General features: G+C 72.5%; 13 protein-coding genes. All 13 read left to right on the top strand.

The window, feature by feature from the left end; all coding sequences use genetic code 11:
• Window positions 1-29: 29 nt before the first annotated feature.
• The 13 genes from Sdagh_RS24055 to Sdagh_RS23995 all read left to right on the top strand — a co-directional run bounded on the left by Sdagh_RS24055 (window position 30) and on the right by Sdagh_RS23995 (window position 15065).
• Window positions 30-1310, top strand: a complete 1281-nt coding sequence (locus tag Sdagh_RS24055; RefSeq protein ID WP_226535622.1) for a GDSL-type esterase/lipase family protein — start codon at window positions 30-32, stop codon at window positions 1308-1310.
• A gap of 234 nt (window positions 1311-1544) precedes the next feature.
• On the top strand, window positions 1545-2555 hold the full coding sequence (gene gap, locus Sdagh_RS24050; protein ID WP_189415821.1) for a type I glyceraldehyde-3-phosphate dehydrogenase: 1011 nt from the start codon (window positions 1545-1547) through the stop codon (window positions 2553-2555).
• Between the two features lie 373 nt (window positions 2556-2928).
• The gene (gene penM, locus Sdagh_RS24045; protein ID WP_370594937.1) at window positions 2929-4134 is read left to right on the top strand and encodes a pentalenolactone synthase; all 1206 of its coding nucleotides are present in this window, start codon (window positions 2929-2931) and stop codon (window positions 4132-4134) included.
• 128 nt (window positions 4135-4262) lie between these two features.
• Window positions 4263-5114: a 1-deoxypentalenic acid 11-beta-hydroxylase gene (ptlH, locus tag Sdagh_RS24040; RefSeq protein WP_189415818.1), complete on the top strand. Its 852-nt coding sequence runs from the start codon at window positions 4263-4265 to the stop codon at window positions 5112-5114.
• Between the two features lie 64 nt (window positions 5115-5178).
• Window positions 5179-6633: an MFS transporter gene (locus tag Sdagh_RS24035; protein ID WP_189415817.1), complete on the top strand. Its 1455-nt coding sequence runs from the start codon at window positions 5179-5181 to the stop codon at window positions 6631-6633.
• Between the two features lie 124 nt (window positions 6634-6757).
• Entirely contained in the window at window positions 6758-7558 is an 801-nt protein-coding gene (gene ptlF / locus Sdagh_RS24030; RefSeq protein WP_306888197.1) for a 1-deoxy-11-beta-hydroxypentalenate dehydrogenase, read from the top strand.
• Between the two features lie 17 nt (window positions 7559-7575).
• Window positions 7576-9330, top strand: coding sequence for a neopentalenolactone/pentalenolactone D synthase (gene ptlE / locus Sdagh_RS24025; protein ID WP_189416269.1), 1755 nt, complete (start codon window positions 7576-7578; stop codon window positions 9328-9330).
• A 36-nt stretch (window positions 9331-9366) separates the two neighbouring features.
• Complete coding sequence (gene ptlD / locus Sdagh_RS24020) at window positions 9367-10266, top strand: neopentalenolactone/pentalenolactone F synthase (protein ID WP_190077063.1); 900 nt, start codon at window positions 9367-9369, stop codon at window positions 10264-10266.
• On the top strand, window positions 10263-11276 hold the full coding sequence (locus Sdagh_RS24015) for a polyprenyl synthetase family protein (RefSeq protein ID WP_189415814.1): 1014 nt from the start codon (window positions 10263-10265) through the stop codon (window positions 11274-11276). The genes ptlD and Sdagh_RS24015 overlap by 4 nt, the downstream gene beginning before the upstream one ends.
• A gap of 86 nt (window positions 11277-11362) precedes the next feature.
• Complete coding sequence (ptlA, locus tag Sdagh_RS24010) at window positions 11363-12376, top strand: pentalenene synthase (protein WP_189415813.1); 1014 nt, start codon at window positions 11363-11365, stop codon at window positions 12374-12376.
• Window positions 12377-12439: 63 nt separating this feature from the next.
• Window positions 12440-13834 carry a pentalenene oxygenase gene (ptlI, locus tag Sdagh_RS24005; protein WP_189415812.1) on the top strand — a complete coding sequence of 465 codons (1395 nt, stop codon included), beginning with the start codon at window positions 12440-12442 and terminating at the stop codon, window positions 13832-13834.
• The gene (gene ispH / locus Sdagh_RS24000) at window positions 13831-14826 is read left to right on the top strand and encodes a 4-hydroxy-3-methylbut-2-enyl diphosphate reductase (RefSeq protein WP_189415810.1); all 996 of its coding nucleotides are present in this window, start codon (window positions 13831-13833) and stop codon (window positions 14824-14826) included. Before ptlI ends, ispH begins: the two co-directional genes overlap by 4 nt.
• A complete protein-coding gene (locus tag Sdagh_RS23995) occupies window positions 14826-15065 on the top strand; it encodes a hypothetical protein (RefSeq protein WP_189415808.1) in 240 nt (79 codons plus the stop codon). Before ispH ends, Sdagh_RS23995 begins: the two co-directional genes overlap by 1 nt.
• The last annotated feature ends 31 nt before the right edge of the window (window positions 15066-15096 follow it).

Here is a 15096-nt window from a genome sequence, read left to right as displayed (position 1 = left end):
ACCGCTTCCGACCGACAGACGGGTACATCGTGCACCTGACCAGGAAGACCGGCGCCCTGACGGCGGCCGCCCTGCTCCTCGCCTCCCTCACCGTCTCCGCCCCGGCCTTCGGCTCGGGCTCCGCCGCCGCCCCGGCGGGCCGCGCCTGGCACACCTCGTGGGCGCAGTCCCAGCAGGGGCTGTCGGCGGCGTCCCTCGACGACCAGACGCTCCGCTCCATCGCCCGGCTGAGCCAGGGCGGCGACGCGGTGCGGGTGCGGGTCCAGAACACGTTCTCCGGCGCGCCGCTCGCCCTCGGCCGCGGCGCGGTGGCCGTCAGCGCGGACGGCGGGGCCGCCACCCGGCCGGGCACCACCCGCGTCCTCACCTTCGGCGGCCAGCGCTCGGTGACCGTCCCGGCCCACGGCGAGGTGTGGAGCGACCCGGTCGCCCTCGGCACCGGGCCGGGGACCGACCTCGCCGTCAGCCTCCACGTGCCCGGCGCCGTACGGCCCGGGGAGCACGGCGCCGCCTGGCGGCGCAACTACCTCACCCCGCCCGGCAGCGGCGACCACGCCACGGACGCCGCTGCCGCGGCCTTCACCGCGGAGACCGGTGCCACCTACCTGGTGAGCGCGGTCGACGTCCGCAATCCCCGGGTGAAGGGGACGGTCGTCGCCTACGGCAGTTCCGTCGTGGACGGCGCCGGGAGCCTGGACTGCGGTCCGGGCTGCACCCCGCCGGCCACCGACAACCGGTGGACCGACGTCCTCGCCCGCCGCATCACCCGGGAGCTGCCCGCCGACCGGCAACTGGCCGTCGCCAACGCGGGAGTCAACGGCACCACCGCCGCCCCGGACTGCCCCGGCTCACCGGCCGGGATCGCCGGCCTCGACGCCGCGTCCCGGCTCGGCCGGGACGTCCTCGCCCTGCACGGCGTGACGGACGTGATCTTCTTCTACGGCACCAACGACCTCCAGAACGGCTGCACGGCCGGCCAGGTGGTCGCCGCCTACCGGGAGGTCTTCGCCCGGCTGCGCGCGGCGGGCGTCGCGGTCCACGTCGTACCGGTCACGCCCCGCCCGATCTACACCGACCGGATGAACCGGCACCGCTGGGACATCGGCACGTTCGTGCGCGACCGGGGCACCTGCGGCGGCGCGTGCGACGGCCTCGTCGACTTCGACCACACCATCAAGGACCCGGTCGCGCCCAACAGCATCAATCCGGCGTACGACGTGGGTGACGGCATCCATGTGAACATCGCGGGCCACCGCGCCGAAGGAGAGGCGGTCCCGCTGCCCCTGCCCGGCTTCTCCCGGCGGCAATAGCCGCGCCGTATACGAGGTGGCTGATTATCTGCGGGCCTGGCGCATTCTGTTCTGCCGCCGGACTGACGGTCCCGTCCCTGGGAACTCGGTGCCCCGCCGAGGCGGTGCCTGTTCCACCGCGTCGGCTGATCGACGTTATCCTTCCGCGTGAGGAGTGCAACACCGCTTACGAAAACATGACATGACACCGCCCGCGCAGCCAGTGCTGCGAGGCTCTCCATCAGGACGGGATTCATGACACTCACTGTGGGAATCAACGGATTCGGCCGCATCGGCCGCAGCTACTTCCGTGCCCTGCTCCACTCCGGCGCCGACATCCGTGTGGCCGCGGTCAACGACCTGGCCAGCGCGGAGAGCCTGGCGAACCTGCTGAAGTACGACAGCGTGTACGGGCCGCTGCCGCAGCAGGTCACCGTGGAGGGCTCGTCGCTCAAGGTCGGCGACACCGTGGTCGAGGTCCTCGGCGAGCGCGACCCGGCCCAGCTGCCCTGGGGCCGCCTCGGGGTCGATGTCGTCATCGAGTCGACGGGCGTGTTCAACGACGCCGCGAAGGCGCGCGCGCACATCGACGCGGGTGCCAAGAAGGTGGTCGTCTCCGCCGCGGCGAAGAACGCGGACCTCACCCTCGTCATGGGGGTCAACGACCACCTGTACGACGCCGAGCGGCACACGATCGTCTCCAACGCCTCCTGCACGACGAACTGTCTGGCGCCCATGGCCCAGGTGCTCGACGACGCGCTCGGCATCGAGACCGGCACCATGACGACGATCCACGCCTACACGCAGGACCAGAACCTGCAGGACGGCCCGCACCCCGACCCGCGGCGCGCCCGCGCGGCCAACCTCAGCACCATCCCGACCACCACCAACGCCGCCAGCGCGATCGGCCTGGTGCTGCCGAGCCTGCAGGGCAAGCTCGACGGGTACTCGGTGCGGGTCCCCGTCCCCGTCGGCTCGCTGACCGACCTCACGGTCCGGGTCGGCCGGGACACCACGGTGGACGAGGTCAACTCCCTGTTCCGCAAGGCGGCGGACGGCGACCTCGCGCGCGTCCTGCGCTACACCGCCGACCCGGTGGTCTCCTCGGACATCGTCCGGGACCCGGCGTCCTGCATCTTCGACTCGCTGCTCACCCAGGTCATGGACGGCCGGCACGTCCACGTCTTCGGCTGGTACGACAACGAGTGGGGCTTCTCCAACCGACTCGTCGACACCACCCTGCTGGTCGGCGGCGCGACCGCGTGACCGCGGGGGCCCGGTCGTGCCGTCCCCGCGGCGGGGGTGGCGGACCGGGCCCTTCCGGCCGTGGGCCGCTCCTGCCGGGAATACGCCGCCGGCGCATTCACCGCCCTCTTCCAGTCATATGCGCGAGGACCGCGCCGACGGCACGCGTGTACGATCGGCACCTCTCTCCGTCCCGAAAGGGACAGTGATTTTACTGATTCTCGACCGGACACCGGTCCCGCTATTACGGTGGAAATGCCGGGCGGCATCCTGGCTGATGAGAGCGGCGAATTAACCCGGCGTTCGGGTGGGCGTACACCGGCCGCGACAATCGGCTCCGGCGGAATCCCTGACTCAAAATCACCGATTGACGCGTTCACCTCAACATGTGAACATGATCGGCATGCAAGAACTTCCACGGTTACCGTTCGACAATCCCTCCGTGATGGGCATCGCACCCCAGATGCTGGCACTGCAGAAGGAAGGGCCGATCGCCCGGGTACGGACCGCCGAAGAGGACGCCTGGCTGGTCACCCGCTACGACGAGGTACGGACGCTGCTGGCCGACCGCCGGCTCGCCCTCAGCAATCCCAATCCGGGCACAGCGGCCAAGAGCGCGGCCCGGAACTTCATGGTCGCGCTGATGGCCGGGGACGACCCCGAGACCGAGTCCACCCGGCACGCGCAGATGCGCGCCCTGCTGGTGCCCCGGTTCTCCACCCGCCGGATGCGGCTCATGCAGTCCCGCATCGAGGAGCACGTGGACGAACTGCTCGACGCGATGGCCGCGAGCACCCCGCCGGCCGACCTGCACCACGCGCTGTCGTTCCCCCTGCCGACCATGGTGATCTGCGATCTGCTCGGTGTGCCGCTGGCCGACCGGGAGCGGTTCGGGCAGTACGCGCGGGGCACCTTCGACCAGAGCGACGACCAGCACGCGGCCGACACCTTCCAGCAGGTCGTCGACTACATCACGGAGCTGGTGGCGCGCAAGCGGACGGAGCCGGGCGACGACCTGCTGTCCGAGCTGATCACCGAGGCCGACGGCGCCCTGTCCGACGCGGAGATCGCCCATCTGGGCAACGCCGTGCTGCTGTTCGGCTACGAGACCACCATCGTCCGCATCGACCTCGGCACCCTGCTGATGCTGCGCAACCCGGCCCAGCGCGCCCTGCTGGCCGAGCGGCCCGAACTCGCCCCGGCCGCGACCGAGGAGGTCCTGCGCCTGGGCGTCGGCGGCAAGGGGTCCAACGCGATCATCCCCCGCTACGCGCACGATGACATCGCTGTCGGCGACACCGTGATCCGGGCCGGGGACGCGGTGATGCTGGCCATCGGCGCGGGCAACTACGACGACCGGGCGTACCCCGACGCCCACCGGCTCGACCTGACCCGCACCCGGCCCAAGTCGCACCTCGCCTTCGGCCACGGCATCCGGCACTGCGTCGGCCGCACGCTGGCCCGCATCGAACTGACCGCCGTCTTCGAGCGGTTGTTCCGCAAGCTGCCCGACCTGCAGCTCGCGGTGCCGGAGGAGTCGCTGCGCTGGCAGGAGCACCGCATCACCGGCGGGTTCGACGAGATACCCGTCACCTTCTGAACCACCCCGCGCGCGACAGCGCCGCCTTCCCTCATCGCCTCCGGGCCCCGACGCCGCCGAAGCCGCCGGCCCGCCCGGAGGTCCGACGCGCCCTCCCCCACGCACCGACGTCACGAGGACAAGGAACCATGACGGACACGTACCGCGACTACGTCGACTGCACGCCCCTCCTCGACGACCGCGAGGCCCTCGACCGGTTCTACGACGAGCACGGTTACCTCTATCTGCGCGGCGCCCTCGACCGCGGCCTCGTACGGACCGCCGCCGAGCAGATGCTCGAAGGTCTGGTGGCCCTCGGCCACGCCGCCCCCGGCACCACCCTCGACACCCTCACCATCGACTCCTTCGAGGCGGTCGACGAGGTGGCGATGCACGACTACGTCAAGTACGACGACCTGTGGAACCACCCCTCCACCCTCAAGGTCTGGGAACAGGCCTTCGGCGAGCCGGTCTTCGTCTTCAGGTCGACGACGATCCGCTACTACCCCTCCGCCGCGGGGCGCGAGGAGCCGAGCTTCCTGACCCCCCTGCACCAGGACGGCTTCTACATAGGCCCGAACAAGGACTTCCGCACCGCCTGGATACCGCTGCTCCCCACGAGCAACGGCATAGGCGGCGTGGCCCTCGCCGACGGCAGCCACAAGAAGGGCCCGCGCGAGCACGTCCTCACCGAGAACTTCCGCCGCTTCGGCCACCCCGTGCGCGGCATCCCGGCCGAGGAGTTCGAGGCGGACGGCCCGCTGCTGTTCTCCCCGATGGAGCCGGGCGACGTGCTCCTCTTCCACGCCTGGATGTGCCACAAGTCCGTCCCGAACGTCTCGGTGGACCCGGCCGGCATGCGGATGTCGATGGACACCCGCGTCCAGCCCGCCACCTCGCACCGCGGGTTCAACGCCCTGACCCCCTGGCCGGAGTCGGCGAAGGACCCCTCCAAGGGCGTCATGTCGAAGATCACGGGCACCCCCGCCACCGCCGAGTGACACGGTCGCAACGCCCTGACCCGTACACCCCCCACACGCTCACGAACGCCCAGGCAGGCAACGCATGACGAAACGCGAGGGACTCCCCCCTCTGAAGGGGCCCGACGCGGCACCGCACCACCCGGCCGGCCCGGAACCGGCCGCCGCGGGGCTCACCGGCCTCGCCCTCATGGTGGTGCTCACCGGATACGCCCTGTCCATCGTCGACGCCTCGATCGTCAACGTGGCGCTGAACTCGATCGACGACGACCTCCACGGCGGCCCCGCCGCGCTGGAGCTGGTGGTGTCCGGTTACGGCCTCACCTACGCCCTCGGCCTGGTGCTGGGCGGCCGGCTCGGTGACGCCTTCGGCAGACGGCGCCTGTACGCCTACGGGCTCGCGGCGTTCACCCTGACCTCGGCGCTGTGCGGGCTCGCCCCGACCGTCGGGTTCCTCGTCGCGGCCCGGCTGCTCCAGGGCGCCGCCGCCGCCATGCTCGTACCGCAGGTACTGGCGACGATCCAGGCGGCCACCCAGGGGCAGGCACGCGCCCGGGCGATCGGCCTGTACGGGGCGACCGCGGCGCTCGGCATGGTCGTCGGGCAGATCCTGGGCGGGCTGCTGGTCTCCCTGGACGTCGCCGGGATGGGCTGGCGGTCGGTCTTCGCGATCAATGTGCCGATCGGGGTGGCCGCGCTGCTGGCCGTCCGGCGTGTCCCGCCGACCAGGGCCGATGTGAGGCCGGGATTCGACCCGGCGGGCACCGTGCTGTTCGGTGTCACCATGGTCTGCGTCCTGGCGCTGGTCGTGGCGGGCCCGGACCTGGGCTGGCCGCTGTGGCTGTGGTCGCTGCTCGTGGTCGCCGCGGTGGGGGCGGTGGCGCTGCTGCGGACCGAGCGGCGCCTGGAGGCGCGGGGCGGTTCGCCGCTGCTGTCGCCGTCGGTGCTGTCCCACCCGGGGATGCGCAGGGGCCTGGCGGCGATGGTGCCGTTCTCGGCGGGCTTCGGTGCCTTCCTGTTCGTCTACGCGCTGGTCGCGCAGGGGCACTTCGGGTTCGACGGGCTCGCCTCCGGCGCGGTGCTGACGCCGTTCGCCGTGGCGTTCTTCGCGGTGACGCTGTTCACCCCGAGGATCGCGGCGGCCCTCGGCGGGCGGATCGTCACCCTGGGCGCCCTCGTCCAGGGCGCGGGTCTGCTGCTGCTGGCCCTGGTGATGGGTCTCGGCTGGCCGCGTCCCTCGCTGGTGCTCGTGCTCGTCGGGATCGGCCTCTTCGGCGTCGGCGCGGCGCTGACCGGCCCGACGCTGTTCCGGATGATCCTCGCCGACGTACCCCCCGCGCAGGCCGGCATGGGCAGCGGTGTGCTGGTGACCAGCCAGCAGATGGCGACCGCGCTGGGCGCGACCGTCGGCGGCAGTCTCTACCTCTCCCTGGACGGCTGGCTGACGACGGCGTCGGCGACCGTGCTGGTCATCGCCCTGCTGGGGTGTTTCGCGGTGACCGTGCTCGTGATCAGCCTGAAGCTCCCCGACCCCCGCTGACACCCGCGCCCGGACGGCGCGGTCCGATCCGTACCTTCTCGTCGGCACCGGCGCGCCGCCCTTCGGCGTGCCCGCGCGCAGAAGCGGAGACAGCCCAGTGCAGTCACAGACAAGGACAGCCGTGGTGACCGGCGCGGCCGGCGGCATCGGCCTCGCCCTCAGCAGCCGGTTCGCCCGGGCCGGCGCCGGTGTGGTCATGGCGGACGTCGACGGCGGGGAACTGCGCCGCCGGGCCGCCGAACTCACCGCGGCGGGCGCCCGGGTCACCGCGGTGACCGCCGACCTGACGGACCCGGGGGCCGTCGCGCGGCTCGCGGACACGGCGTTCGAGGTGCTCGGCGACGTCGACGTGGTGTGCAACAACGCCGGGGTCCTCGGGCCGGTGGGGCAGCCGCTGTGGGAGGTGCCGCTGGAGCGGATGCGGCAGGTCTTCGAGGTGAACCACTGGGCGCACGTCCTGGTGGCCCGCGCCTTCGTGCCCCGGCTGCTGGAGCGCGGCCGGCCCGCCCACCTGATCCACACCGCCTCGATGTCCGCCTTCGTGGTCGGGGCCGGCAGCGCCGCCTACGCCGCCTCCAAGCACGCCGACCTCGCGGTCGCCCGCAGTCTGCGCGCCGATCTGCGGGGCACCGGGGTGCGGGTGTCGGTGCTCTGCCCCGGCCGGGTGGACACGCCCATGGTGCGGGGCCTGACGGCACCGCGCGGGGCGGGCGGCGACACCACGGTGAGCGCCGAGGACGTCGCCGAGACCGTGTGGGACGCCCTCGGCTCCGACCGCTTCTACCTCTTCAGCAATTCCGACGCCCCGCTGCGGCTGCGCGAACAGTTCGACGACGTGTGGCGTCATGTCCCCTTTCCGTCCCCTTCCGCCGAGGAGGAGCTGTGGCCCGCGCCGACAGCGACGACCGTAGCGAGGAAGCAGTGACCATCGACCTGGAAGCGGTGCGGGAGAAGTACCGGCAGGAGCGCGACAAACGCACCGCCGGCCGCACCTACCAGTTCGCGCGCGGCGACTTCGGCCGCTACGCGCGCGATCCCTACACCGAGCGGCGGGAGCGCGAGCCGCTCACCGACGAGGTGGACGTCGCCGTCGTCGGCGCCGGCATCGGCGGTCTGCTGACCGGCGCCCACCTGCGCGAGCAGACCGGCCTCGCGCGCATCCGGCTGATCGACGAGGCCGGTGACGTCGGCGGCACCTGGTACTGGAACCGCTTCCCCGGCGTCCGCTGCGACGTGGAGAGCTACATCTACATGCCGCTGCTGGAGGAGATCGGCACGGTCCCCACCGAGAAGTACTCCACCGGGCCCGAGATCTTCGCCCACCTCCAGCGGATCGCGCACCGGTACGACCTCTACCGCGACGCCCTCTTCCAGACCACCGTCACCGAGCTGCGCTGGGACGAGGCCGACGAGCGGTGGCTGGTCAGCACCGACCGGGGGGACCTGTTCCGGGCCCGGTACGTGGCCATGTCGATCGGCCTGATGCACCGGCCCAAGCTCCCGGGGCTGCCGGGCCTGGACAGCTTCGCCGGGCACTCCTTCCACACCAGCCGCTGGGACTTCGACTACACCGGCGGCGACAGCACCGGCAACCTGACCAGGCTGCGGGACAAGAAGGTCGGGGTCATCGGCACCGGCTCGACGACCGTCCAGCTCGCACCGCACCTCGCCGAGTGGGCCGAGCGGCTCGTCCTCTTCCAGCGCACCCCGGCCGCGGTCGACGTGCGCGGCAACCGGCCCACCCCGCCCGGCTGGGCGGAGAGCCTCGAACCGGGCTGGCAGCAGCGCCGGATGGAGAACTTCCACGCGCTGACCTCGGGGGTCCCGCAGGACGAGGACCTGGTCCAGGACCGCTGGACACAGACCACGGCCAAGCTGGCCGCGGCGATCCTGCCCACCGGCGACACCGGGGGTGACCCGAGGGAGCGGGCGCTGGCGGCGGAGCGGGCGGACTTCCTCAAGATGGAGGAGCTGCGCGCCCGCATCGACAGCGTTGTCACCGACCCGGAGACGGCCGCCGCGCTCAAGCCGTACTACCGGGTGTACTGCAAGCGGCCCTGCTTCCACGACGAGTACCTGGACACGTTCAACCGGCCCAACGTGACCCTGGTGGACACCCAGGGGCGGGGCGTGGAGCGGCTCACCCCGGCCGGGGTGGTCGCGAACGGCCGGGAGTACCCGGTGGACTGCCTGATCTTCGCCACCGGGTACGAGCACGAGTTCGCCGTCCCGTACACCGACCGGGCCGGTTACGACATCATCGGCCGGGACGGCCTGCGGCTGTCGGAGAAGTGGGCGGACGGGGCGCGCACCCTGCACGGCCTCCAGGTGCACGGCTTCCCCAACTGCTTCATCCTCTCCAAGGTCCAGGCCGGCCGGCACGTCAACATCGCGTACATGCTGGGCGAGCAGACCCGGCACCTCGCGTACATCGTCAAGTCCGTCGAGGAGCGCGGCCACCGGGTCGTGGAGGCCTCCGAGGCAGGCGAGAAGGAGTGGGTCGCGGAGATCCTCCGGCTCGCCTCGGGCGACCTGGACTTCCTGGAGAACTGCACGCCGGGCCTCTACAACAACGAGGGCGATCCGAGCGGGCTGCCGCTGCTCAACTCCAGTTACGGCGGCGGCTCGGTGGAGTTCGTGAACATCCTCAGGCGCTGGCGGGAGGCGGGCGACCTCGCCGGCCTGGACCTGCGCTGACCACCCCCACCCTCTCTGCGAAAGGCGGCAACGCCCATGGACGTCACGCCGATACCCGGCGCCGCTCTCGGCGCCGTCGTGCACGGCGCCCGGGTCACCGGCGACCTGGACGAGAGCCAGGCACAGGAGATCTGGGCGGCACTCGACGCGCACCTCGTGCTCGTCTTCCGCGGCCACGAGACACCGTCGTACGAGGAGTTCCTGGCCTTCGGGCGCCGCTTCGGGTACATCCCGAAGACCGGGCTGACCAGCGGCGCGCATCCCGAGCACAACGAGATCCTGATCGTCTCCAACCTGGTGGAGGACGGCCGCAAGATCGGCGTCGGCGACGCCGGGTGGATGAGCTGGCACACCGACTACTCCTTCCGCCCCCGCGTCTCCCAGGTCGGTTTCCTGGAGGCCCTGGAAGTGCCGGCCACCGGCGGCGGGGAGACCCTCTTCACCGACATGTACGCCCTGTACGAGTCGCTGCCGCCCGAGGAGCGCCGGCGCCTGCACTCCTACCGGGTCCGGCACGCCCTGCGCACCGGGTACGAGGAGACCATCGAGGAGGAACTCCAGGGCGAGGTGTCCCTCGGTGAGCGCGGCGAGCCGATCCAGCCCGAGGACGGCACCTCGACCGTCCACCCGATGATCGCCCGCAACCCGCGCACCGGCCGCCGGTCGGTGTACATCAGCTCCCTGAACACCAAGCGCGTCCTGGACCTGCCCCCCGACGAGAGCCGCAAGCTCCTCGACGACCTGCTCGCGCACGCGGGCCGGCCCGAGTACACCTACGCCCACACCTGGCGGCCCGGCGACATCGTGATGTGGGACCAGCTCGGCACCGTCCACGCCAAGCAGCCCTTCGACCCGGCCGACCGGCGGATCATGCGCCAGGTCGTCAGCATCTTCGACGACCCGACGGCCCCCTGGCACGCGGAGGCCGCCGTATGAGCACCGCCCCCGCCTGCCTGAGCCACAGCCGTATCACCATCACCCCGGCGCTGCGCGCGGCCGTCGACCGGCTCGACCACCGCTCCCGGCACCAGGCGTCCTACCACTTCGGCTGGATCACCGCCGGCGGCGCGCCCACCAGCGCCGACGCCGGCAAGGCCGTACGGCCGGCGCTGGCGCTGCTGTCCGCCGAGGCGGTCGGCGCACCGCCGGAGGTCGCCCTGCCGGGCGCCGTCGCGGTGGAGCTGGTGCACAACTTCTCCCTGGTGCACGACGACCTGATGGACGGCGACGAGGAGCGCCGGCACCGGCGCACGGTGTGGAGGCTGTGGGGCGCGCCCAGCGCGATCCTGACCGGTGACGCGCTGCTGGCGCTCGCCCAGGAGGTGCTGCTGGACACCGGGCTGTCGACGGCGGCGCCCGCCGCCCGGCTGCTGGCCCGCACCACCCGGCACCTGATCCGCGGTCAGGTCCAGGACCTGGCCTTCGAGCAGCGCGCCCACGTCACGCTCGAGGAGTGCGTGGACATGGCCGCCGGCAAGACCGGCGCGCTGCTGTCGGCGAGCGCCTCGATCGGTGCCGTCCTCGCCGGGGCACCGGAGGCGGCGGTGGACGCGCTGGCGCTCTACGGCGACCAGCTGGGCCTCGCCTTCCAGCTCGTCGACGACGTGCTCGGCATCTGGGGCGACCCGGCCGTCACCGGCAAGCCGGTCCACTCCGACCTGCGCTCCCGCAAGAAGTCCCTGCCGGTGACGTACGCGCTGCACCAGGACGGTCCGGCCGGCGCGGAGCTGGCCGCCTGGCTGACCTCCCGCGGCACCCCCGGCGAGGCGGAGCTGCGGCGGGTGGCCGGCCTGGTCGAGGACGCCGGCGGCCGGGACTGGGCGCTGGCCGAGGCCGCCCGGCGGCTGGCGCTGGCCGAGGACGCGCTGCGCGGGGCCGAGCTGGACGCCGGCGCGCGCGGGGAACTCCTCGCGCTCGGGCGGTTCGTCGTCGACCGGGAGGTCTGAGACCGGCCCGGCCCCCGCGCCCGTACCCCCTTTCCGACCCGCGAGCACCCGACACCCCCCACCCACCCCCTCCCGAGGATTCCCCCATGCCCCAGGACGTCGACTTCCACATACCCCTGCCGGGCCGGCAGAGCCCGGACCACGCGCGGGCCGACGCCGAGCAGCTCGACTGGCCGCGGTCGCTCGGGCTGATCAGGTCCGAGGCGGCGGCCGAGCGCCATCTGCGCGGCGGCTACGCCGACCTGGCCTCCCGCTTCTACCCGCACGCCACCGGCGCCGACCTGGACCTCGGTGTCGACCTGATGTCGTGGTTCTTCCTCTTCGACGACCTCTTCGACGGGCCGCGCGGCGAGAGCCCCGAGGAGACCAAGCAGCTCACCGACGCGGTCGCGGCGGCGCTCGACGGTCCCCTCCCGGACAGCGCGCCGCCCATCGCCCACGGCTTCGCCGACATCTGGCGGCGCACCACCGAGGGCATGACCCCCGCCTGGTGCGCGCGCAGCGCCCGGCACTGGCGCAGCTACTTCGACGGGTACGTCGACGAGGCGGAGAGCCGCTTCTTCGACACGCCGTACGACTCGGCGGCCCAGTACCTGGCGGTGCGGCGGCAGACCATCGGGGTGCAGCCGACGGTCGACCTCGCCGAACGGGTGGGCCGTTTCGAGGTGCCGCACCGGGTCTTCGACAGTGCCGTGCTCTCCGCGATGCTGCAGATCGCCGTCGACGTCAACCTGCTGCTCAACGACATCGCCTCGCTGGAGAAGGAGGAGGCCCGCGGCGAGCAGAACAACATGGTCATGATCCTGCGCAGGGAGCACGGCTGGAACAAGGACCGCAGTGTCGCCCACATCCAGGGCGAGGTCCGGGCCCGTCTGGAGCAGTACCTCCTGCTGGAGTCCTGCCTGCCGCAGGTCGGTGACATCTACCGGCTCGACGAGGCCGAGCGCGCGGCGCTGGACCGCTACCGCGACGACGCCGTGCGCACCGTGATCCGCGGGTCCTACGACTGGCACCGGTCCTCGGGCCGCTACGACGCCGAGTTCGCGCTCGCCGCCGGTGCGCAGGGCTATCTGGAGGAGCTGGGCAGCAGCAGCCGCTGACACACCGCCAGCGGACCGGATCAGTCACCAACCGACCAGTACCGACGGGAAGTCGAGATTCGCATGACCGAGCAGAGCACCTTCTCGGCGGGAGTGGCGCCCGGAGCGCTCCCCGTCGTGGGACACGCCCTCCAGATGATGCGTCACCCCGTGAACTTCATGACCTCGCTGTCCGCCCACGGCGACCTGGTGGAGATAAAGATCGGCCCGACCACGGCGTACGTCCCCACCCACCCCGACCTGCTCCGGCACGTCCTCACCAACGACCGCGTCTTCGACAAGGGCGGCGTCTTCTACGACCGCGCCCGGGACATCGCCGGCAACGGCCTGGTCACCTGCCCGTTCGCCGACCACCGCAGGCAGCGCCGGCTGATGCAGTCGGCGTTCACCCGCGGCCAGCTCAAGCGGTACGCCGAGGCGATGCGCGCCGAGATCGAGGACACGGTGTCGCGCTGGCGGGACGGCATGGTGGTCGACGCCTTCCCGGAGATGTACGGCATGGCGCTGCGCACGGTCGGCCGCACCCTGTACTCCACGCCGGTCAGTCCCGAGCTGGCGGCGAAGGTGGAACGTTCCTTCGATGTGGTGCTCAACGGCCTGTTCCGGCAGATGTTCCTGCCGGCCTCGGTCCGCAAGCTGCCGCTGCCGTCGCAGCGCCGCTACCGGAGCAACCTGGAGTTCCTGCACCGGACGACCCAGGGACTGATCGACGACTACCGTTCCTCCGACACCGAGCACGACGACCTGCTCGCCGCCCTGATCGCCTCCCGCGACGACGACGGCGGCCGGCTCGGCGACAAGGAGATCCACGACCAGGTCATCACCGTCATGGCGGCCGGCACCGAGACCGTCGCCGGCACCCTCACCTGGGTCTTCTACCTCCTCTCCCAGCATCCGGAGATCGAGGCCGCGCTCTACGACGAGATCGACACCGTCCTCGGCGGCCGCCCCCCGCAGTGGGACGACCTGCCGAACCTCTCCCTGACCGACCGGATCATCTCCGAGACGCTGCGCCTGCACCCGCCGGCCTGGCTGTTCACCCGTCTCACCGCCTCGCCGACCGACCTCGCGGGCCGTCATCTGCCGGCCGGTTCGACGGTCGTCTTCAGCCCCGCCGCGGTCGCCCGGTACGAGGAGGCGTTCGAGGACGCCGCGCGGTTCGACCCCGACCGCTGGCTCCCGGACCGGATCGCGCCGGCCGCCCGCCACGCCTACGTGCCGTTCGGCACCGGCGCCCGCAAGTGCATCGGTGACCTGTACGCCCGGACCGAGGCCACCCTGGGGCTCGCGACCGTCCTGGGCCGCTGGCGGGTCACCTGCGAGCCCGGCATGGACGTCCGCCCGGTGCCGCTGGCCACCGTCTACCACCCGCGCCGGCTGCGGCTGCGGCTGGACGCGCGCACCCCGCGCCGGACCGTCTCCGCGGTCCCCGCGCCGGCCGGGGGTGACGCGACATGAGCGGGGGGAGCGTCGTCCTGGCCGAGCCGCGCGGCTTCTGCGCGGGCGTGCGGCGCGCCATCGGCATCGTCGAGCGGGCGCTGGACCTGCACGGGGCGCCGGTGTACGTGCGCAAGGAGATCGTGCACAACCAGCACATCGTCTCGGAGCTGGAGAAGCGCGGCGCGGTCTTCGTGGACAGCGAGGAGGAAGTCCCGCACGGCGCGGTCTGCGTCTTCTCCGCGCACGGCGTCTCCCCCGGGGTGCGTTCGTCCGCCGCCGGCCGAGGTCTCGACGTCATCGACGCCACCTGCCCGCTGGTCTCCAAGGTCCACCAGGAGGCGGTGCGCTTCACCCGGGACGGGCGCACCGTCCTCCTCGTCGGGCACGAGGGCCACGAGGAGGTCGAGGGCGTCCTCGGCGAGGCCCCCGACCGGATCGTGGTCATCGAGACGGAGGACGACGTACGGCGCCTCGGCCTGCCCGACGACGCCCCGGTCGCCGTCCTCACCCAGACCACCCTGTCGTTCGACGAGACCGAACGCGTGGTCGCCGCCCTGCGGGCCCGCTTCACCGACCTCGTCACGCCGGGCGACGACATCTGCTACGCCAGCCAGAACCGGCAGAGCGCCGTCAAGGACCTGGCCCGCGCCAACGACCTGGTGCTGATCGTCGGCTCGCGCAACTCCAGCAACTCGCTGCGCATGGTCGAGGTGGCCCGCGACCACGGCGCCGCCGCCCGGCTGGTGCCCGACGCCGGGCATCTGGACGCGGCCTGGCTGGAGGGTGTGTCGTCGGTGGGGGTGAGCGCCGGGGCCAGTGCCCCGGAGGTCCTCGTCGACGGGCTGGTGGCCCGGCTCGCCGAACTCGGCTTCGGCGAGGTCGCGGTGGAGCGGGGTGCCGCCGAGGACGTCGTGTTCTCCCTGCCCGGCCGGCTGGCCGACCCGGTCACCGGCCGCGTCCCGCGCACCCCGCTGGCCGGCGAGCCGGCGCCCGCACCGGGCGGGGTGTGATGAGTACGCGACCGGCGAAGGGCAGTCACCTGGACGGCGTCCGCGGGCCGGCGGACTCACGGGCCCGGTCCCCGCGCGCGGCCCGTGAACGGGCGCCGGCCAGACGGCGGTTGCCGGTGGACACCTGCACCGCCGACGGCGGGCGCCCCGGCCCCGGTGCCGTCGGACTGTCCACCGCCCCGCACCGCGTCTTCGACTCCCCGCGCGGCACGACCCCGCGGGACACCGGCCGGCGGTGAGCCCACGGGCCACCGGCGCACAGAGAACCGA

Source organism: Streptomyces daghestanicus (assembly GCF_020521275.1).
GTDB lineage: Bacteria > Actinomycetota > Actinomycetes > Streptomycetales > Streptomycetaceae > Streptomyces > Streptomyces griseoviridis.
Note: the sequence above shows the minus strand (reverse complement) of the source record. Positions and strands in the feature narration are given on the sequence as shown.